Genomic DNA, 21221 nt, shown 5'->3' on the forward strand with positions numbered 1-21221 from the left:
ACAAACCAGTTTGGCCCAGCATATCCAGTTATAATAATATCTTTCCCAAATGACTTGTAATCAATATTCAGAACTTTATCCAAGTATTCTCTTTTCAGCTTATTTGAAAAAATCTCATTCCCATTTTCATCAAAAGCAACAGAGCCATGTGAAGTAATTAGTGGAATTTGTACACCAAGTTCATCCATAGCCTCCTTTGCCCCTAAATAATTTCTTCCAGTCGCAATGTAAAACTTAATCCCTTTTTTTAGCAGTAATTTTACAGTTTCCCTAGTAAATTCACTTACTTTATGCTCTGCATTTAAAAGTGTACCATCTAAATCAGTTACAACAGCCTTAAACATTTAATTTTTCTCCTTCTTTTATTTATAATAATCATTTGTAAAAGTCTAAAATTTCTAATAATTACAATGTTTTTGCAGTTCTAATTTTTACTATTTTTCTCCAGTATTTTTGCTATAAAATTTTAATATTTTAGATAAAAACACTGTATTTATTGAGTTTTTATATTATTACTTTTACAATCGCCTATTATTTATAATAAATTATAATTGTTTATAGTATCTAGTAATTTCTATCTAAATTTAACTTTAAAAATTTAATTTTTTTTATTTTAAAGTCAATTTTATTTTCAAAATTTTTAAAATCAAATCGAATTTTATTTATGCTTAAATTTAACCAAGCGGGATGTATTCCAACTGGTATTAAAAATTTACCATTTCCATAATCAAATTTTATGCTTCTGTTTTCGTTAAAAGGATATTTGTTAGTACTCCAAGATAATTGTATTTTTTTATCTTTTAATTCATTGTTAGATTTATTTGATGATAATTCTAGGTAAATAAAATCGAATTCTTTACCATTAATATTTTCAGATAAATTTATAGTAAAGAAAGAATTTAAGTTGTTATTTACTTGAAAAGTATTTTTATCTATTTTGTTAATTTGATTATATTCTATATTCATTTTATCTAAATTTAAATTTTTTTCTTTATTGAATATTTTATTTAAACTATTTATAGAATTACCTAAGGAATAAGGTATTTTTGCTATTTCTTGACTAGGAAATATATTTAACATATTATTTTTTGCTTCTTCAATGTTACCAAAAATTTCTTGATATCTATCAGGTCTTATCCAAAAATCAATATTATTATGTTGGTACATAATATATCCATTATCTATTATCCACCTGTATGTATAATAACTTTGATAGTTTAATAAATTAGTTATGAGTATAGGCTTTTCTTTCATAGATGCTAAATTTTCCTTTGATGATTGTAAACTTTTTGTTAGGTAAGGACTGTCTATTTTTACAGGTATATTAGAGTTAAAAATGCTAACTAATTCCCTATCCCATAAAGGCCAAATATATTCATTAGATTTTACTAGTTTTTCTTTTACTTCCTTATATGTTTTTAAATATTCAAATTTCTCTTTACTTATAAATCCTTTTCCTAATTTATTAATACCTTCTTTCTTTCCGTCAATGTAGATAACATCATTTAATTCGTAAATTTTTTTTATATTTTTTATCTCTTCTCCTAATGTTAAAGGAGTCACTAAATTTCTAATATCTGGTCCTGTTGGAGGGCGATCTTGTAATAAAAGTACTAGAGTTATACAAAAAGATAATAATATTATTTTTATATTTTTATTTAAAATTTTGTGTCCGTATTTATATAAGAATACCAATAGTCCAAATGTTATTGCAACCATCATTGTAGCAGTTGTTCTTCCAAAAAGTCCCACACTATCAATTCTAATTGTTGTAAAAGTATAGTTTATTGGTACTGCTATAAGAAAGAATGTTAAAATAAAAAATTCAGGTTTTTTAAATTTATTTAATATTTTTCCTTTTTTCAACATATATAAGAAGAAAAAATATAAAAATGTTAAAATAATAGAAATCATTATTAGAAAAATAAAAATATACCAAAAAGTATTTCTTAAATTAGGATTTGAAATAAATACCATAAACCAAGAAGGAGGAATTGATTGCCCATAAGCAGTTATTCCATCAGCAAGTTTTGTTTGTGAAGAAAGCAATATAATCATTTTTATTAGTTTTATTCCATATTTTATCACCAAAATAATGGGATATATTAATAAAATATTTAATATCCAAAATAACTTGTTTTTCAATATTTTTAAATATAATTTTTCTTTATATATTAAATAAATTTGAATTATTGAAAAAGGTAATGCACCTAAAATACCTGCTACTCCATTTAATGGGTAATAGAATACAGATATTATAGAAATTAAAATATATAATTGCAACCATTGAATACGTTTTATTATTAAATTATGATTTGAAAGAAGTAGAACTAAAATAATAAATACATTTATTCTATTGTATTCAGGTAAAAAAGTTAATAGTGCAATTACAAAAGAAAAATTTCCACCTAAAAGAAGATAACATAAGATACCATATAGGCTAACCCAAAAAATATTAGTAACTACCAATGAAGGTAAATATGAAAAACTTACACCATGAAATATCAAATTCTGAAAAAAACCTAAAACAAGTCCATATAATCCTGAAGTTCCAGAATAGTCGCTATATAAACTTAGATGTTTATTTATTAGTTCTTGCCAAGGCATTACTTCTTCACCCCAATGCCAAAAATCTCCAGAATGATAGTACATTGGTGTTACATGATGGTGAATTATAAATATTATAATAATAGTGGAAAGCATTACTAAAGAACTTTTTTTGTTTTGTTTTATGTAATTTTGATAATGAAAAAAATTCATTATTGTTAATACAATAGTTAATAATAATATTAATACAATATATTGTTTAGGGTAAGATAGTTTGTAAATCTCAGTATTGTTTATTAGGTACTTATTAGAAAGATAAATTAATAATATTACAGGTATTGGTATTTGTAATAATAATATAATTTTATTTAGGTCTTTAAATTTTTTTCTTTTCAAAAAATAAAAGAACAAAGAAAAAAAAGCTATTATTATTAAATAAATATTTTTTTGAGAAATTATTTCATATTGAGGTATTAAAATACCTAATATTACTTTTAAAACTATAACAAAAAAATATATGCAAAACATTAGTAGTAATAATTTATATTTTTTAATTTTTTTAGGAATAAAATTATAAAAAAATAGATAAAGTATTCCTATGAATAGATAAAAGTTAAGTATTTTTTGAGTTATAAAAAAGAATAGAATAATAGGGATAAAAATAATTCTTATTTCTGGAAAGTTAAAAGTTTCAGAATCATTTATTTTCTGGTTTAGGATATTTCTCAGTTTCTCTTTTTTTAAATATACGCTTATTATTATGGTTAATATTCCTAAAAGCATGGACAACCAAAAATTGAAAATTTCTCCTGATTTATTTGTACCAGAAAGAGCTGTCATTTCCAGAATAATATCACTATAAATTTGATGTTTAGAAGCCATATATGGTCCTAAAATTGCTAAAGAAACACTTGTAGTGATTATTCCATTTATTAAAGGACTAAATATAGTAAAAAAATTTTTAATTTGTTGCATTTTATTGTGATACTCAGTCATCTAATTACTCCTTTTTTATAAAATTAGAAAAACGAGGGTGTTTCATAAGCCAAAAATAATTTCACTAACATAAATGTTATATATTTTTAAAAATCAACAGATATTATTTTTATTGATTTTATAAATATAGTAAAATATATAAAATTTATGATTTAGTAATTTTATTTACTTTATGAGACAGCCCCATTCTTCATTTTCAAACTAAACAATTATGAAATCATTTTTATTTTAATTTTAGATTATTACAATTACATAATAGGTTACTATTCTTTTCTATCAACATTAAGTTTTAAGAATTTTATGCTTTTTACTTCAATTTCTGTTCCAACTTTTACTTTTTCAAAATCAATTCGTAATCTAGATATTGTCGAAAATAACCATCCTGGATGTGAACCTATCGGAATTAACATTTTTCCATTTACATCATCTAACCACATTGTTCTATTTTCATTAAATGGTATACCATCACCATCCCAAAATAATTGAACTCTTCTTTGTTTCTTATCTGAATAGTTAGATTTTAATTCTAAGTATATAAAATCAAAATCAGTTCCTTTTATTTTTTCTGGAAATTTCAATATAATATATGGATCTGTTTTATACATTATTTTTATTTTTGAGTTTGATAATACCTGTACTTGATTACCTGTTATAGTAATATTATTTAAATTGAATTCTTTTTTATTTATAAAGAGATTATTTAATGTATGCATTGAATTTCCAAATGAGAATGCAATTTTTTGAATGTCTTGACTAGGGTGATTATCAACCATGTGTTTTTTCCCAACATTGATATTCCCAAAAATTTCTTGATATCTATCAGGTCTTATCCAAAAGTCAATTCCTTTGTATTTATACATAACATATCCATTATCTATTATCCATTTAAAAGTATAATAACTATCATAACCTCTTACTTCTGTTAAAAAAATAGGTTTTTGTTCTATAGATTCTAAATTATTTTTTGATACTTTCAAAGTTTTAGTTAAATGTGGACTGTCTATTTTAGCTGGAACCTTATTATCAAATATAAAAAGTAGTTCTCTATTCATTGTTGGCCAAAATACTTCATTAGGTTTTAAAAGTTTATCTGCCATTTCTTTATATGTTTTTAAATATTGCATATCTGATTCTCTAATAAATCCTTTACCCAACTTGTGTAATCCTTCTTCTTTTTCATCAACAAGAACTAAATCATCAGGCAGTTCATATTCATTTTTTAGAATTTTAACTTCTTCTCCTGTTTGTTGGAATTCCATTAAATTTCTAGATTCTCTTAGAGGAACCTCTCGTACCTGCATTAATAATATTAAAGTTATAAAAAAAGAAAAAGTAATTATTTTAAGATTTCTTCCTAATATTTTATCTCCATATTGAAATAAGAAAATTAACATATTAAATACTGTAAAAACAATAAAGATACCTGTTAAACGTGAAGTTCCTTCGGTATAATCGACTCTCATTGTTGTATATGTATAGTTTATAGGTAGAGCTATACATGCAAATGATAATAAAAAGAAACCTCTTTCTTTAAGGCTAGATATTTTAAATTTACTATTATAAAGATAAAGATATAAATAGTACAAGAAAGTAAATAAAAATGAAATAGCAAGTAAAAACACAAAGATAGTCCATAACATAATTCTTAAATCATGATTTAAGATATACTTCATAAACCATTGTGGAGGAACTGTATATTGATTAGTCCATAGTGTTATTCCATCAGCAAGCAATGATTGTGAAGAAAGTAATGACATAGCTTGAACTAACTTTAAGGCATATTTTAGAGTCCAGATAACTGGATAAATTAGTAGTAAATTTAAAAACCAAAAAGTTTTTTTCTTCCAAATTGTTGTAAAATCTTTTTCCTTCAATACAAGATATAGTTGTATAAATGCAAATGGTGCTCCACCCAATGTTGCTGCAATACCATTTAATGGATAATGAAAGACAGATAGTATTGATAACAGAAGGTATAGTTGGAGCCAATAAATTCTATTTTTTACTATTTTTGCATTTGATAAAACTAAAAGACAAATTGCAATCATGTAAACTCTATTGTATTCAGGCAAAAAAGTGATTAATGAAATTAATAATGCCAATTTTTCATTTGTAACTAAATAAACTAAAGCTCCAAATAAAACACACCAAAAAATATTTGTTAGTGATAGTGCAGGTAAATAATCAAAACTTTTACCTTGTAAAATAATATTTTGAAAAAATCCTAACACTAAGGCATAAAGTCCAGAAGTTCCTGAATAATTTTTATAGAGCATTAACTTTTTATCTATTAATTGATGCCATGTTATCATTTCTTCTCCTCTATGCCATAAGTCACCAGAACTAAAAAATAGAGGCGTTACATAATGATGAATTATAAACATCAGGATAACTGTTGATAAAAAAATACTTGAACTATGTTTTTCATTTTTTCTTTTCATGTATTGAAAAAAATTAAAAATTATTAAAATAATAATAAGGGAATAGATAAGTAAGACATAATTTTGTGGATATCTTATTTTATATCTATCACCATTTACGATATATCTATTTGTTAATGAGGTTAGTAATAGTAATGGTGTAAATATTTGAAATTTCATTATTAATATTCTAATATTTTTAAAATTCTTCTTTTTTAAATAATAGATTGTTATCCCAACTATTATAATGGAAACAGGATAAATCATATCTTGCGAAATTATAATAGTTCCTTTAAATAATTTATCTAAAACTGCTTTAATAGTTAAAGAAAAAATATAAATAGAAAAGATTAATAATAACATTTCTTTTTTTTCATTTGTTTTTTTTATAAAAAAAGAAAGGGAAAAATATAAAATTCCAACAATCAAATAAAAAATATTTACTTCTTGTTTTATTATTAAACTTAATAATATTGGAATTAAGAAAATTCCAACTCCAATAAAATCAATATTTTGTTGTTCATCTTCTTTATAGTGAAAAATTTTCTTTTGCTTTTTTATACAATAAAAAAACATTGTAATTAAACCTAAAAAGAGTGAAATCCAAAAGGAGAAAGTTTCTCCCGATTCATTTGTACCCATTATTGCTGGATTTCCTACAATTAGATCTTTATATGTTTCAAATCTATTTTGTGCATAAAATCCCAAAATAATTAAAAATATCCCTGATACAAGAGTACCTATTAATAAGGCTTTGTATTCTGTAAAGAAATTTCTTATTAGGTATTTTATTTTTGTTATATTGTTCATAAATTACCCTTTCATTTTATTTTAAATAAGTTTATGTATTCTAAAATCTTTCAATTTTAAAAATATTTGCCTTGCTTTTAATAGCTGCTTCTATACCAACATCTGAGTCTTCAAAAATTAAAGTATCTTCAGGTTCTATACTAAAATAATTCATTGCTTTAATAAAACCTTCTGGATTTGGTTTTTTATTTTCAACATCTTCTGCTGCGATAATTAAATCAAATAATTCTTTTTTATTAAAAAAATTAAGAATTTGTTCGCTATTTTCTTTGGAAGCAGTTGTTACCAATGCAATATAATATTCATTTTTAGAAAACTCAAGTATGTTAAATAAATGAGTGTTAATTTTTGCAGTGTTTAAATGTTTACTATATGTATTTTTCTTAATTTTATGAACAATTTCCATTTCATTTTCATTCAATCCTATTTTAGGAAGAAATCCTTTATAGTGTTTTCCATAACACTCTTTTATAAAAAAGTCATAATCCATATCATAGTTTATTTCGTTTAATGCTTCTTTATAAGAATAATAGTTTACTTTTGTAGTATCAAATAAAGTACCATCCAAATCGCATAAAATTAGTTTATTCTTTTTCATTGTCATCACCATACATTTCTATAACATCGTTTAATACCATTAATAAACCTGAATAGAATATTAACACTCTATCACTATCTTTTCTTATTTTATAAGGCATTAATCTTAACCAGTGTATTATTTCATGAAAATAAATACTTTTTACTTGTTCTCTACTAAATTGGGAATTCATATATTCATTTAATTTTTCATAAAAATACACATAAGTATGCGATTTAGTAAAAAGAAAATTGATTTTATTTTCTTCAAGACTTACATCATAAGTTTTCATCATAAATTCATATCCACCATGAATTGACTGTAATAATTTCCCATAGTCCAGATTAGCAGAATCATGAACATTCCCTGTATTAGGATCAATTATATAAAAATCATCTTTAGCAATATTTCTAACACATACTATATTTTCAATAGTTAAATCTCCATGTAAATCGGAATACATATCATTTTTAAATATATTATATAAATAATCTTTTGACAAATATTTTAAATAGTAAGATAAATTTTTATATGCTCTACCATTAATAAATATTTCATCATATTTTGACAATTTTTTTATTATTTTAGATTCAAAAATTTTCTCGATATTAGAAGTAACTTTTGAATCTACATATTTATATATAGTTTCTTTGTCTGCTTTTCTGATATTTTGAGTATAAACAGTTTCGCTTAATTTTTCCAATGCTTTTTTCATTATATTCCATCCATTTTCATAAGGCATAGAATGGGAATACTCAAATAACACCATTGCATTTGGATTGTAAGGCATATCATAATAACAATATTTATCAGTTTTTTCTTGACTTACAATATTTGGTAATGGTAATCCAAGTTTTTTATTCATTTCTATCCAAACTATTTGATCATATAATTTATCTTTATCTTCAAAAGCATATTTTCTGTAAAACATTTTGTCATCTTTCATGCAAAGCATTGTTGTTGCATTAGAACCTGCCGAAAAATCTCTAATTATAGTAATATTTTGATTAATTTTCAAATAATTTTCAATATAAGACTTATCTTTATCAAGAAAATATTTTTCCAAAAATTGTAATCTTTCTTTATTATTTTGATTTGGTAATAAGTTTAAATATTCTTCTTCTCTTGAATTTATAATTCTAGATGGTATTTTTATTTTAATAAATTTTGAAATAAATAACATTATTAAAATAGAACTAAACATATATATATAAAATATAAACGGTATTTGTTTTATAATTGAATTTAATCCATATGTATCATTGGAAAAAAGTAATATAAATATGTCAACTAGATTAAAATGATAGCCTATGGTGATTAAGAATAAAGAAAATAAAGAATAAGATATTGCATAAAATCCCCACATCATAACTGTTAAAGTTATAATTTTTATTTTGTTAATTTTAGAAAATATATCTTTAAAATTCCATATTAAAGACCACATGAATTTTAAAAAATTAAGTTCAATATTCTCATTAAATAATGAAGCTATTTTAAGTGAAATAGCTTTAACATATTTTTTCAGTCCGTAAACAATAGTTATAACAATTATTATAATTAATGAAAATAATATATAAAATATTAAATTTTTTTCTATTGTTTTATTTGGAATTTTTAAAATATAAAATATGGAAAAAATTATTCCAACAGAAATAACATCTAGGATACGATCAACAATGACAGTTGACAATGAAAAAGCATATTTATTTTTCATTTCTTTTCCAGAATAAATTACTCTAAATATTTCACCAAATATTCTAAATGGCAGGAATAAATTTACTAGGTTACCAAAAGCTAGTGCTTGAACTAAATTTCTGTTTCGTGGTTCTTCATAGACTTCGATGAATAATCTCCATCTTAAAATTTTTATCATTTGAGCAATACAAAGCAGAAAAATAGAAGCTACTAATAAAACTATATTCATTAATATAAATCTCCTTTACAATAGATTATTAAAATTATATTTTTTAGCTTCTTCGTATTCTTCTGGTGTTCCGAAAGATACATGCAAATCAGTTAAAAAATATTTTATTATTTTATTATGATTAGACATAATGTTATAAATACCACTAACAAAATATTCCTCATAATTACAATTATCTAAATATTCTTCCGTGGAAGTTTTAAAAATATCTTTATTTTTAAAATAATAAGCTCCACATATCGCTTTATCACTTATAACCTTTTTTTCCATCGTCTGAATTACATTATCATTTTCGTCAAGAGCAACATAACTATATCTTGGATCATCAGATTTAAATGTTAATAAAGCTCCATCAATGTCCTTAAAATTTTTATTTTTACAAAATTCATAGAATGAGTCACACAAAAAAGCGTGATCACAATCATTAAACAGAATAGGATTATCATTATCAACTAATTTAACTCCTTCTAAACACGTTAAAACAGCTCCATTTAAAACCTCATCAATAACTTGTAACTTTGCATTTGGATAATACTTCAAAATTTCTTTATCTATATTATAATTTTCAACATGCTCTTTTAATATTACAAAAATCAAGTTATCAATATCAATAAATTTTGTAATTGATTGTGTTGCCCAAAAGAAAAAAGGACGTCCATCTAGTTCTATTAATGGTTTAGGCAACATTATTCCTTCTTTTTTAAATCTTGTTCCTCCTCCAGCCATAGGCATTATTAAATTTATTTTTGACATTTTTAAATCTCCTTATATTTTATCTAATTGACTTAATAATTCACATTCATTTTCTATCACACGTTTAAGTCCTTCAGTAATATCCACTTTTGGTTCCCAATTGTATTTAGTTTTAGCATAGGTATTATCACAAAGTGAATATTTATTAATTTCTTCTTTTAAGATGGAATCTTTTATTTTATAAAAACCTTCATAAAGCTCAGGGTATTTTTCCCAATAATGAGCATCATCAGCATATTCTGCTTTAATATTTTTTCCCATTATTTTAGATGCAATTTCATACATTTCATTTACAGAATAATTTGTCAATGAAGAACAATTTACACAATCAAATCCTTCTCCTTTTTGAACAGCTATTGCTAAATCTATAAGATCATCTACATATATATAATCCCTCCGTTGAGTTCCATCTGAATGGAAAACTGGTGTTCTATTATAATACAACTCTCTAATCATATAAGCAACGAAAGGTGGCTGTTTTCTTAGACAATCTATATGAGGCCCATAAACATTTGCAAAACGAATACAAGTAACATTCATTCCATAAGTATCACAAAAAGACTGAGCAAATCTTTCTGCAACATATTTTGTATTTGGATAAATTAACGTAGGAAGTTCAAATTTATCTTCTTTAGTTGGAAAATTTTTATCATTTTCATAAATTGCATTTGTACTTGCCTGAATTACTTTTTTTACTCCAAATTTTCTACTATTTTCCAGTATATTTACAAAACCAGTTGTATTAACATCTATTGCTTCTTGTGGATTAGACTGACAATCTGGAAGTGGTGCTATTCCTGCGATATTATAAACATAATCTACATCTCCATTTTTTAATAATGATTCTATACCCTCTCTATCTCGAATATCCATTCTAATTATTTCATTTCTAAAATCATGATCTGAAAAAATAAGATTATCTTCCTTTCCATAAGAAAAATTATCTATAAGTATAAGTTCATCTCCATTTTTCCATAATCTGTAAGCAAGCTGTGAACCAATAAATCCAGCTGCTCCTGTTACTAATATTTTCATAAAATTTATCCTCCTAATTTATTTTATATATACATTCAGCTTTATAATCATTAATAATTTTTTCTCTCATTTCAGATTCGAGATACTTTCGTTTATTTTTCATATAATTTCCTAACATTTTTAATAACGAAATTGAAAATTTAATAATTTTATTATTGGATATTTGATCTTCTTCTCTCCAAGAAATAGGATGAAATAGCATTTTTTGTTTATAATAACAATATGCCAAGATCATACAATCATTAAAATATAAAGTATCTGGAAACTTAATATAATATTCATTTTTTAAACTTTCAACAGAATACAAGTTTAATCCTGAACCTAAATCATACACCTTTTCTCTGGCAACCATAGAAAATAACCAATTAAATCCATAATTCCCCCAAATTCTTATTGGAGAATACCCTATTAATTTCGAGCCTTTCATAAATCTTGCACCTAAACAACAATCATATTTTTTATGAGTTTGATTTTTTAGTAAAGGTATAAAATCAGCAATATTTCCTTGATCATCTCCATGTAATACTATAATATAATCAAAATTATTTTCAATTGCGTATTTAAAAGCAACTTTATGAGAGCCACCTAAACCATAATTTTCGTTGTTTCTTAGCAATTTTATAGATAAATCTGTATTTAAATTTTTTAATTTTTCTAATACTACCTGTTCTCCATTATCAGTACTACGATTATTTACAATTATTGCTTCACTAATATAAGGCTTAATTTCACCTACAAGTTGATCTATTACTCTTCCAATTTGCTTTTCACAATTATACATAGGTATGAAAACAAGAATCTTATCTTTCATATATTTTTACTTTTCCTCCTTCTTTTCTAAAATATTTTTTATTACTTTATAAACTTTTTCTCCTGATTCTTCCCAAGAAGTTTTTATTGCAAAATTATAGCCTTGTTCTGCTATTTTTTCACGTTTTTCTTTATTTATTGTAACTTCATATAATTTTTCAGCTATGTCAATAGGATCTGCGTCTGTCAATATTGAATTTTCATCATTTAGTAACCATTCTGCATTCTCTCCTCTATTTGATACTGCTAACGTTTTACATGCCATTACTTCTAACGGAACTAAAGATAAATTTGTTCCTGAAGGTACTAAAAATATATCATTTTCCGCACAAACTTTTGGTATATCTTTTATTTTCATTGTTCCCAAATTATTTACAGGATAAGGGAAATTAATATGTGAAACATCTTGTCCTAAAAAGGATATTTCTACTTTTATGTTATTCTTTTGACATTTTTTATAAAAAATATTTAATGCCAGTACATATAATTCAAATAATCTTCTTGGCGTATGGTATCTAGCATATAAACCAATTCTTACTATTCCATCATTTTTTTTAGGTAAAGGCTTGTATAATTCTTTATCATAAGAGAATCCATAATCATAGCATTCCATCTTATAATCTTTACTTAATTTTTTTGAAAGCCAGCTTCCAGCAGTTATTCCAACAAATCCAAATTTATACGTATTTTCAGCAAAAAAGTAACTACTACTTTTTGGGAAAAATTCAGGTTCAAAGTCTTGTACAAAATACACTTTATGTTTAGTTTTTCCAAAACTTCTAACAAAATAGGCCGATTCCCATGAAGAGGCGATTGTGATATGAGAATAGTCCATATAATCAGTATGAGGATAGAATTCTGTATTAGAATTCTGATTTAAATCATAATAATCTATTGCAAATTGTTTCAAACTTTCTTGTGTTTCTCCACCAAATCTCGCATATAAATAAATCCTATTTGAAATTCCTTTTTTCTCAAGATAATTTATAAAACGCATAATATTTATGTGTCCTCCTGATCCAGGGCCAAAAGGAGGCAAAACCCAGTTTATAATTATGTTGGTATTTTCTAAGTTAAACTCTTCTTTTTCATCTTTTACACAATTTTCTATAAAACTATAAAATTCATTTATGTTATTTTTTTGAATATTAGTTTCTTTTTGAGAATGAATTCTATTTCTTATTCGATGCATAACGCCTTTTATTCCTTCATTCTTATAAATTTTCAATATTTTCATTATCATAATAATATCAACTCTCTCTCTGTTTTTTTTGTTGTGAGTATTTTTTATCTAATTCTTTTTTTGTTTTTTCATCTGACATTACATATTTTGTTGCTAAATATGCTCCTAGGTATTTATAATAATTACGTATTAGAGAATATTTTTTCCATTTTTTTTCTTCTTTTTTTTCAAGGTTTAAAGTTTTTATATACTTTTTATCACTAAGATAAGAATTTAAAGTATATAAATAAACTAGATATTTCTTATGTATGTATCCATGATTGTAGACATTGTAAACTCCTTTAAAATTGTCATAATATCTTTTTCCATATTCTTTTAATTCGTAATTATGTGAATGATAAACAGGTGCATATGGAGCATAAACTTTGGTATATCCTAGTTCTATAATTTTTTTTGCCCATATTTGATCTTCCGCAAATGTTACATTGTCATACGGTATTTTTTCCCAAACTTTTCTTTTTAAACATGAATTATTGTCAGAAAAGAAACTTAACCACTGGACATAGACAATATCATTGTTATATTTTTCCTTATCTTCTATTTTTTGGAAAGTTGTACATTTTCCAAAATTTTCGAAGTGAAAAAATAAATCCCTTTTATCTAAAATATTGCAATCAGGATAAGGCAAATGCTTTCCAAATGCTCCAGCAATATTTTCTTTTAATTTACAGGAACTAACTAAATTATCTAGCCAAAAGTCACTAGCAGGTATTGCATCCTGAGTCAAAAAAACTATAAATTCTCCTGTTCCTTTAGAAGCACCAAAATTTCTTGTTAAGCCATGGTTAAACTCTTCTGGTTTTATTTCATATAATTTAATTTTCGGATATTTTTTTATTATTTCTAACGAATTATCTTTTGAACCAGAGTCAACAACAATAATTTCGTACTCTAATGTTGTTTTTTGAGAAAAAATTTTATTTAATAAAATTTTTAATACATTTCCTCCGTTTTTTACAGGAATTACTATTGTAGCATCTATTTTTCTCACCACCTAAAATTATTCTATTATTATTTTTTTATTATCTAATATATCTCCTAATTTTACTTGTTTGAAAGAAAAAAATACTGTTCCTTCTGAAAGTCCATCAAAATATATTTGAGGATCTTCTGTTGTAAAAATATAATTTTCTTCATCATTGTAAACTGCATTAGTTGAACAACCTAAGATTCTTTTTTCATTATTTTTATTTATAAAAGATTTATTTGTTATCTTCATATTTAATGCCATATTTTTTGGATCTATCCTTATAACTTTAACTCCTTTTGGAATGGATATATTAATACTAATTTCATTTGTATAGTCAAAATAATATTGTGTTACATCCCCATTATCAAAAAATAATTCTAAATATTCTACTTTTTCTAATGGTTTATGTTCTTTTTGATTTATATTAACTGTTTCTAAACGCTCAGAATAAAAATTTTCATTTAATTTTTTCATTTCTTCTATTAAGGATTCATCAAAGAATTCTTTTAACATCTCGTCAAAAGAAAATTTGTAATAAAAATAAATACCATATCGATGATAAAAAATTGATAATAATCTATAAAATAAGAAATTTTTTTCTATTTTACCTTCATATATCCATTCGTAATCAATTACAAATATTTCTCCTGTTTCTGACTGTATCATATTATCCAATGTCATATCTAAATTAACAATTTCAGAATTCCAAGTTTTGTCTATAATTGGTTTAATTTCTTTTAATTTCTCAAATAATTTTTTTTTACCAAAAGAAAAAAATATATCAATTGCAAGTTCATCTAAAGAAGTTCCTTCAACATAATCAAAAAAAATTTTTTTATCTTTTATCCATGATTTTACAAGTTTTAGAGGGAATCCAGCTTTTTTAAGTTTTTTACCATTTTTATACATTTTTGTTATGTGTTGTTGACTTTCTGTATTCAAAGCCTCTTTAAATACAATCTTTTTACCATTTTTTTCTATTATTTGAGTTTTTATTCTATATTTTTTTTGCCTTCCAACGTCTGAATATTTTGTAAAAATAACCTTCATGTTTTTTAACTTCCTTTTCTATTTCCTTTTTTTCTTCTATTTTTTTGTTTTTTGATACTACTAAGAATGAATTAGAAAATTTTTCAAAATTTTTATCTTTTATTAGTTGATCATAAACTACACCCTCATCAAAAAGTATGTACCTTGACATGTCATAATTATGTATCAAATTTCTAAGATCTCCAATTTTAGGAAGATAGTTATCAGAAAAAATTACTTCAGGCATTTTATAGTCAGGTAGTGGATAATAAAATTCAAAATCTGCAAGGCCGACTTTTTTTAAAATATCTTCTAATTCTGTTTTTGAATACGTTGCTACTGTTTCAATATCTAAATAACCTTGTATACCATTAAAATATTTTCCTGTGTGATCTTCTCTTGCTCCTGCCCAATATTTTAATCCAAATTTATTTTCAATAGCTATTATTATTTTTCCATTAGGTTTTAGATACTTCTTTAAATTTTTTAAGAAAGTAATTTCGGGAGTTTCAGATATTGTGAAACCTTTTGAATATTCTAATACACCAATTAATGTTATGTAATCAAATTTCTCTGATATTTCCATATCATTTAAATTTCCAACCATAATTTCTAAATTTTTATATTTCTTATTTCTATTGGCATTTATTAATGATCTTTTTTTTGAGATTTCAATCGCAACTACTTTTTTTAATTTTTTTAAAAATAACTCAGTTATTGCTCCACATCCAGCACCAACTTCAAGTAATGTTTCATTTCCTTTAAAGTCATACCATTCTAAAATATTTTGTCTTTGTTTACTTAAATGATAAATTAATGGCCATTTGTCACTTTCATAGATTACATCTTCAAAGGAATCATTATTTTTAGCAATTTCTAATAACTCGTTTTCAATATCACCATCACTGTACTCATCTTTTCCGTTATAATAAGACAAATTTAATTTTACATTTCCTATTTTTTCTATCATACATTAACCTCTTATTCTATCTACTGAAACTATACTTCTCATATCGTAAAAACCTATTGTATCTTTATCGGAAAGTATTACAATTCTATACACATCGTACAGCCTATGGTATACAATAAATTTATCATTTTTAAATCCCGTACATCCATACGACATTAGATATTCACCACTTTGCAGAAAAATTTTCTGTGAAAAATTAACTTCTATAATTTCTCCAGCTTTAACTATTCCAAATGAAAGTTTTTCAAGTTGAGTATTAGTTCCAACAAGTTCTGTACCTTTTCTATCTTTTATAGTAAAAGCAAAAATTGGTTCCTTTACATCTTTATGAAATTTTACTTTCATTTTTATGGTAACATCATCTCCTTTTTCCATATTATTAGTAATATTGCCTTTATTCACAAATGCAAAGTCAATAATTTCAGCATCCATTTCTCCATATTCAGTAAAATTTTTATTAATTTCCATATTATTTTTCAAGGTTTCTAATTTTTCAGAATTTATTTGAACTGTTTCAACTTCTTTATTTTTTTCTACATCCTCTGTTATTCCAACCATTATTTTTTTGTACTTATCAATTACTATTTTAGGAGTTGAGTCTTCGATTTTTTTCCCTTTTTCAATTAATATAGCTCTGTTACAATATTTTAATACAGATCCCATATCATGTGTTACAAATAAAATAGTTTTTCCTTTTTCAGTAAATTCAGTAAATTTTTTGTAACATTTTAATTGAAAGAATACATCACCAACACTTAGTGCTTCATCAACTATCAAAATCTCGGGATCAACATTTATTGCAACTGAAAAAGCCAACCTTGCAAACATTCCGCTTGAATAATTTTTAACAGGTTGATAAACAAATTCGCCAATATCTGCAAAATCAATAATTTCTTTTTTTTTAGATTCAATTTCTTCTTTTTGTAATCCCATCAAAGTTCCATATAATTCAATATTTTCTATTCCAGTATATTCAGGATTAAAACCTGCTCCTAATTCTATTAATGCTGATATTTTTCCGTTTATGTTTATTTTACCAGAAGAAGGAGTTAAAACACCTGTTATAATTTTTAAAAGTGTCGATTTACCTGCTCCATTTGTACCAACTAATCCTAAAATTTCTCCTTTTCTTACTTCCAAGTTAATATTATCTAATGCGTAAAAGTCACTATGATACTTTTTTTTTGAAAAAAAGAACAATGATTCCTTTAATCTATCTCGTTTATTTTTATATAATTTATATACCTTTGATATATTTTTGAGCTCAATTACTTTTTCTTGCATTTAAAAATCCTCCATTTATAGCACATCATTGAAATGTGGCTTTAATTTTCTAAAAACAAAAATCCCAGCAAAAAAAATAAAAATGGTTATCAAGAAAAATTCTGTTGTCCAATAGGGTTTTTCCCAAAACCAAATTTTATATATAAAAGTATCTCTATATCCTTGTATAATGTAAAACATGGGATTTAGCTTAAATAACCAAAGAATTTTTTTTGGAAGCATTTTAGCAGACCATAGTATTGGTGTTACCCAAAATCCTAATTGAACCACTACAGTAATTATTTCTCCAATATCTGGTAAAAATGCTTTTAAAGAACTGAAAAACCAAGATAAACCTGTTAATAAAAAACATAAACAAAACATATAATATATTATTTGAAAAAAATATATATCAATCATGAATTTGTTTACTAACGAAATGATTATCACTATTATTATGAAAAAAAAATGAGTGAAAACATTTGAAATTATTTTTATTAATGGTAAGACTTCTGCTTTAAATATCATTTGTCTTAACATATAACTGTACTCAAAAAGAACATTTGCACTAGAAAAAAATGTTTCAGAAAAATAATACCAAGGAATTAATCCAGCTGTTAACCATAAAACATAGGGAATACCTGGTTCAGCTTCTCCTGCCCTAAATCCAACAGTAAAAACGAACCACATCACTCCTATTGTTATTATTGGCTGAATAAAAGACCAAAATAATCCCAAATAAGATTTTGAATACTTTTGTTTAAAATCATTTATAGAAAGAGAAAAAATTAAATTTCTCTGTTTTAATATATATCTAAAAAAATTGTATATACCCTGTATATTTTTCACTTTTTTCTCCTTAATTTTTTACAATAATTTTATCCCTTTAATAAAAGAAAAAACCTTTTTTTTAAGGTTATGCTAAAATCTAAACTTAAAAAAAATCGTTTAAATCTATTTTGCGTTCTATCTGTTATTTTTAAATATTTTTCAATTCTTTTTAATTGTGTTATAGATATCTTATTTTTATATTTTTCATTTATTTCAATAATTAAATCTCTATCATTTTCATCAAAATATCTTTTTGTTAATATTTTTTTTATAATATTTGATTTTGCACCTATTTCGTTATTATTATGTTGTCTATATTTCATCAGACTTTTATTTATAAAAATTCTATTTCCCAAGAATTCTACCATTAAATGAAAATACCTATCATGTAATGTTACTTTTTTCATAAAAGGAATACATAAATTTTTTGTTTTTTTATTTATCATAATTGTAGATCCTTGAACAATATAGGAGAAAAAACACACTCCTTTATTTTTAGTAGAAGCTAAGCGAGAATCAATAAAATTATTCTTTTTAATATTTAAATTTTTATCACAGACAAAAGAATTTGAATGCAATAATAATGGTTTTTTTAAGTCATCTTCTGAAAGTTTATTTAATCTGTTATGATAAACTTCTAATTTATTTTCTAACCAATAGTCATCTTGATCAGAAAACATTATATATTCTTCTTTTGAATTTTTAATTAATTCTTCAAAATTTTTCGCAAAACCTAAATTACCTTTATTGTCTTTTATAAGCCTAATTCTAGCATCTTTTTTTTCATATTCTTTTATTATTTCTATTGTTTTATCTCTAGAATTATCATCTCTTATTAGTAACTTCCAATTTGTATAAGTTTGGTTAATAACTGACTCAATTTGCTCTTTTATGTATTTTTCTCCATTATAGGTTGCCATTACTATTTCTATTGTTTTATCTTGATTCATAAAATTTCAAACGCTCCTTATTTTATCAAATCAATTAAATATTGGCCATATGCTGTTTTTATCATTGATTCAGCTAATTTGTTCAATTTTTCTATACTTATCCACCCTTTTTGATAAGCTATTTCTTCAAGACAGGCAATATAAAAACCTTGTCTCTTTTGAATAGCTTCCACATAATTGGCTGCTTCTAACAAAGATTCATGAGTACCTGTATCTAACCATGCTGTACCTCTCCCGAGATTTTTAACATTTAATGTTCCTTCAGATAGATACATTTCGTTCACAGCTGTAATTTCTAATTCACCTCTTGTGGATGGTTTTACATTTTTTGCTTTTTCGATAACTGTATTATCATAGAAGTATAATCCCGGTATTGCGTAATTTGATTTAGGTTCTTTTGGTTTTTCCTCCAATGAAATGGCTTTCCCATTTTCATCAAATTCTACAACTCCATAAGCTCTGGGATCTTTTACAGGATAACCGAATATTGTAGCTCCTTCTGTTAAGTTGGCAGCCTGTTCAACTAAACCTGTAAATCCACTGCCGTAAAATATGTTATCTCCTAAAATTAAAGCTACATTGTCATTTCCAATAAATTCTTCGCCGATTAAAAAGGCTTCTGCAAGTCCATTAGGCTTTTCTTGTATTTTATATTTTAAAGATATACCCAAATCGCTTCCATCTCCTAAAAGTTCTTGGAACAGAGGTAAATCTCTAGGTGTGGAAATAATTAAAATATCCTTTATATTTGCAAGCATAAGTACAGATAAAGGATAATAAATCATAGGTTTATCATAAATTGGTATGATTTGTTTTGAAATTGATTTTGTTAATGGATAAAGTCTAGTTCCACTACCACCAGCTAAAATAATTCCTTTCATTATAAATACCTGCTTTCATTTAATTATTTTTTTCTTTTCTTAAATCTAAAAATGGTATATGCCACGTAGAATATTTTGATGATGAAGTTACATTTGCCACTATATTCCTTATATATGATACTAAAACTGAAGCCGCATTTGTTTCTAATACACTTTGTAAATTTTTATTTTCTATCTCTTTATCCCAAATAAATTTTGAATACATTTCTACTTTTATATAAAATGGTAAATTATCACCTATTGTTTTCAAAATAACATAAACATTGGCTTCATCTTCTCTTATATCTAACTTAGTTTCTAGATCAACTTTTATTTCAATCTCATCTTTTAATTCAAATTCATTATTTTCATTATATATTAAATTTAACAAAATTGGCCTTTCAAATTGAAAACTACTTTTTTTGACTTCCATAATTTTCTCCTTTTTAAGCAATTGCTAAAATGTTACTATCAATCTCATACTTCCTTTTATCATCTTTATATATTTTTTTACCAATTTTGTAAGTTATTTCTTCCATTACTCTATTTGCATAATATTCTAATACATAATTATTTAATTCTTTACCTAATCTTTCTCTTTTTTCTATTGGCATTTCATCTATTTCTTTCATTATTTTATCAAAAAAAATCAATGTTTCTTGCTTATTCATTTATAATCATCCCTTTCTTTATTATACAGGTACTATCTTTAACATTATAAATAACTTTTACTGTAGAACTTGGTTTTATTTTGTTATTTTTTATTTCATTAAAAAAATTATTTTTTGGTTTATAATTTATACCTATAATTTTTATAATACTATATTTTGTTTTAATTTCGCTTATTTTTTCATATATAAAATCTAATTTAGCTCCAATAGGCATTTTATTTTTTAAATCTTTATTTGTTTCATCTTGAATATTTAATTTTTTCCAAACTTCTTCTATTATATTGACAATATCATCATCTGTTAAGTCTAATACTTTTTTTAACGAAACAAAAGATTTTATTATTACAAATTTATTATTTGGATTTTTTCTGATTTTATCTTTTTTCCAATATTTTGCATTTCCTAAGTTATCCCAATAATACATGCCTTTTCCTAGCCAATTATCATCATATTTATGATTAGATTCTATTAATTCTAAAGTATTGTTTAAAAAATTATCACATTTTTCTTTTGTATTACAATGATATAAATAAATTTTGGGGATTTCTTTTTTCATTCTTTC

Annotated in this window: 19 protein-coding genes; all 19 read right to left on the reverse strand. The window is 24.1% G+C overall.

The genetic code is table 11. The features are described from left to right. Positions 1-344 (reverse strand): HAD family hydrolase (locus K324_RS0113260; protein WP_026749560.1); only part of this gene is annotated, 344 nt, incomplete at its 3' end. 220 nt (positions 345-564) lie between these two features. Continuing rightward, positions 565-3543: a hypothetical protein gene (locus K324_RS0113265; protein ID WP_026749561.1), complete on the reverse strand. Its 2979-nt coding sequence runs from the start codon at positions 3541-3543 to the stop codon at positions 565-567. A gap of 263 nt (positions 3544-3806) precedes the next feature. Continuing rightward, on the reverse strand, positions 3807-6773 hold the full coding sequence (locus tag K324_RS0113270) for a hypothetical protein (protein ID WP_026749562.1): 2967 nt from the start codon (positions 6771-6773) through the stop codon (positions 3807-3809). A 40-nt stretch (positions 6774-6813) separates the two neighbouring features. Continuing rightward, entirely contained in the window at positions 6814-7371 is a 558-nt protein-coding gene (locus K324_RS0113275) for an HAD family hydrolase (RefSeq protein ID WP_026749563.1), read from the reverse strand. Then, entirely contained in the window at positions 7358-9274 is a 1917-nt protein-coding gene (locus K324_RS0113280; RefSeq protein WP_036095875.1) for a lysylphosphatidylglycerol synthase transmembrane domain-containing protein, read from the reverse strand. The genes K324_RS0113275 and K324_RS0113280 overlap by 14 nt, the downstream gene beginning before the upstream one ends. Positions 9275-9289: 15 nt before the next feature. Beyond that, entirely contained in the window at positions 9290-10027 is a 738-nt protein-coding gene (locus K324_RS0113285; protein WP_026749565.1) for a glycosyltransferase family 2 protein, read from the reverse strand. Between the two features lie 12 nt (positions 10028-10039). Continuing rightward, on the reverse strand, positions 10040-11062 hold the full coding sequence (locus K324_RS0113290) for an NAD-dependent epimerase/dehydratase family protein (RefSeq protein WP_026749566.1): 1023 nt from the start codon (positions 11060-11062) through the stop codon (positions 10040-10042). A gap of 13 nt (positions 11063-11075) precedes the next feature. Then, positions 11076-11873, reverse strand: coding sequence for a glycosyltransferase family 2 protein (locus K324_RS0113295; RefSeq protein ID WP_026749567.1), 798 nt, complete (start codon positions 11871-11873; stop codon positions 11076-11078). Positions 11874-11879: 6 nt separating this feature from the next. Then, positions 11880-13115 (reverse strand): glycosyltransferase, encoded by a 1236-nt coding sequence (locus tag K324_RS0113300; RefSeq protein WP_026749568.1) that lies wholly within the window; start codon positions 13113-13115, stop codon positions 11880-11882. Positions 13116-13122: 7 nt separating this feature from the next. Next, positions 13123-14106, reverse strand: coding sequence for a glycosyltransferase family 2 protein (locus K324_RS0113305; protein ID WP_197735099.1), 984 nt, complete (start codon positions 14104-14106; stop codon positions 13123-13125). Positions 14107-14115: 9 nt separating this feature from the next. Next, positions 14116-15135 (reverse strand): hypothetical protein, encoded by a 1020-nt coding sequence (locus tag K324_RS0113310; protein WP_026749570.1) that lies wholly within the window; start codon positions 15133-15135, stop codon positions 14116-14118. Then, positions 15083-16084 (reverse strand): class I SAM-dependent methyltransferase, encoded by a 1002-nt coding sequence (locus K324_RS15010; RefSeq protein ID WP_084533670.1) that lies wholly within the window; start codon positions 16082-16084, stop codon positions 15083-15085. Before K324_RS15010 ends, K324_RS0113310 begins: the two co-directional genes overlap by 53 nt. 3 nt (positions 16085-16087) lie before the next feature. Next, complete coding sequence (locus K324_RS0113320; protein WP_026749571.1) at positions 16088-17368, reverse strand: ABC transporter ATP-binding protein; 1281 nt, start codon at positions 17366-17368, stop codon at positions 16088-16090. Between the two features lie 15 nt (positions 17369-17383). Next, positions 17384-18196: an ABC transporter permease gene (locus K324_RS0113325; protein WP_026749572.1), complete on the reverse strand. Its 813-nt coding sequence runs from the start codon at positions 18194-18196 to the stop codon at positions 17384-17386. A 29-nt stretch (positions 18197-18225) separates the two neighbouring features. Continuing rightward, positions 18226-19128 carry a glycosyltransferase family 2 protein gene (locus tag K324_RS0113330; RefSeq protein ID WP_026749573.1) on the reverse strand — a complete coding sequence of 301 codons (903 nt, stop codon included), beginning with the start codon at positions 19126-19128 and terminating at the stop codon, positions 18226-18228. Positions 19129-19145: 17 nt separating this feature from the next. Continuing rightward, a complete protein-coding gene (gene rfbA, locus K324_RS0113335; protein ID WP_026749574.1) occupies positions 19146-20009 on the reverse strand; it encodes a glucose-1-phosphate thymidylyltransferase RfbA in 864 nt (287 codons plus the stop codon). Positions 20010-20028: 19 nt separating this feature from the next. Then, positions 20029-20421 (reverse strand): protein-export chaperone SecB, encoded by a 393-nt coding sequence (locus tag K324_RS0113340; protein ID WP_026749575.1) that lies wholly within the window; start codon positions 20419-20421, stop codon positions 20029-20031. A gap of 13 nt (positions 20422-20434) precedes the next feature. Continuing rightward, on the reverse strand, positions 20435-20659 hold the full coding sequence (locus tag K324_RS0113345) for a hypothetical protein (protein WP_026749576.1): 225 nt from the start codon (positions 20657-20659) through the stop codon (positions 20435-20437). Continuing rightward, positions 20652-21215, reverse strand: a complete 564-nt coding sequence (locus tag K324_RS0113350) for a hypothetical protein (protein WP_026749577.1) — start codon at positions 21213-21215, stop codon at positions 20652-20654. Before K324_RS0113350 ends, K324_RS0113345 begins: the two co-directional genes overlap by 8 nt. Positions 21216-21221: the final 6 nt, after the last annotated feature.

The organism is Leptotrichia trevisanii DSM 22070 (assembly GCF_000482505.1).
Lineage (GTDB): Bacteria > Fusobacteriota > Fusobacteriia > Fusobacteriales > Leptotrichiaceae > Leptotrichia > Leptotrichia trevisanii.

What these genes read in the sequence shown, in the direction of transcription:
- K324_RS0113265 (WP_026749561.1), bottom strand. Translation starts at nt 3,543, where the DNA reads ATGACTGAGTATCACAATAAAATGCAACAAATTAAAAATTTTTTTACT.
- K324_RS0113270 (WP_026749562.1), bottom strand. Translation starts at nt 6,773, where the DNA reads ATGAACAATATAACAAAAATAAAATACCTAATAAGAAATTTCTTTACA.
- K324_RS0113275 (WP_026749563.1), bottom strand. Translation starts at nt 7,371, where the DNA reads ATGAAAAAGAATAAACTAATTTTATGCGATTTGGATGGTACTTTATTT.
- K324_RS0113280 (WP_036095875.1), bottom strand. Translation starts at nt 9,274, where the DNA reads ATGAATATAGTTTTATTAGTAGCTTCTATTTTTCTGCTTTGTATTGCT.
- K324_RS0113285 (WP_026749565.1), bottom strand. Translation starts at nt 10,027, where the DNA reads ATGTCAAAAATAAATTTAATAATGCCTATGGCTGGAGGAGGAACAAGA.
- K324_RS0113290 (WP_026749566.1), bottom strand. Translation starts at nt 11,062, where the DNA reads ATGAAAATATTAGTAACAGGAGCAGCTGGATTTATTGGTTCACAGCTT.
- K324_RS0113295 (WP_026749567.1), bottom strand. Translation starts at nt 11,873, where the DNA reads ATGAAAGATAAGATTCTTGTTTTCATACCTATGTATAATTGTGAAAAG.
- K324_RS0113300 (WP_026749568.1), bottom strand. Translation starts at nt 13,115, where the DNA reads ATGATAATGAAAATATTGAAAATTTATAAGAATGAAGGAATAAAAGGC.
- K324_RS0113310 (WP_026749570.1), bottom strand. Translation starts at nt 15,135, where the DNA reads ATGAAGGTTATTTTTACAAAATATTCAGACGTTGGAAGGCAAAAAAAA.
- K324_RS15010 (WP_084533670.1), bottom strand. Translation starts at nt 16,084, where the DNA reads ATGATAGAAAAAATAGGAAATGTAAAATTAAATTTGTCTTATTATAAC.
- K324_RS0113320 (WP_026749571.1), bottom strand. Translation starts at nt 17,368, where the DNA reads ATGCAAGAAAAAGTAATTGAGCTCAAAAATATATCAAAGGTATATAAA.
- K324_RS0113330 (WP_026749573.1), bottom strand. Translation starts at nt 19,128, where the DNA reads ATGAATCAAGATAAAACAATAGAAATAGTAATGGCAACCTATAATGGA.
- rfbA (WP_026749574.1), bottom strand. Translation starts at nt 20,009, where the DNA reads ATGAAAGGAATTATTTTAGCTGGTGGTAGTGGAACTAGACTTTATCCA.
- K324_RS0113340 (WP_026749575.1), bottom strand. Translation starts at nt 20,421, where the DNA reads ATGGAAGTCAAAAAAAGTAGTTTTCAATTTGAAAGGCCAATTTTGTTA.
- K324_RS0113345 (WP_026749576.1), bottom strand. Translation starts at nt 20,659, where the DNA reads ATGAATAAGCAAGAAACATTGATTTTTTTTGATAAAATAATGAAAGAA.
- K324_RS0113350 (WP_026749577.1), bottom strand. Translation starts at nt 21,215, where the DNA reads ATGAAAAAAGAAATCCCCAAAATTTATTTATATCATTGTAATACAAAA.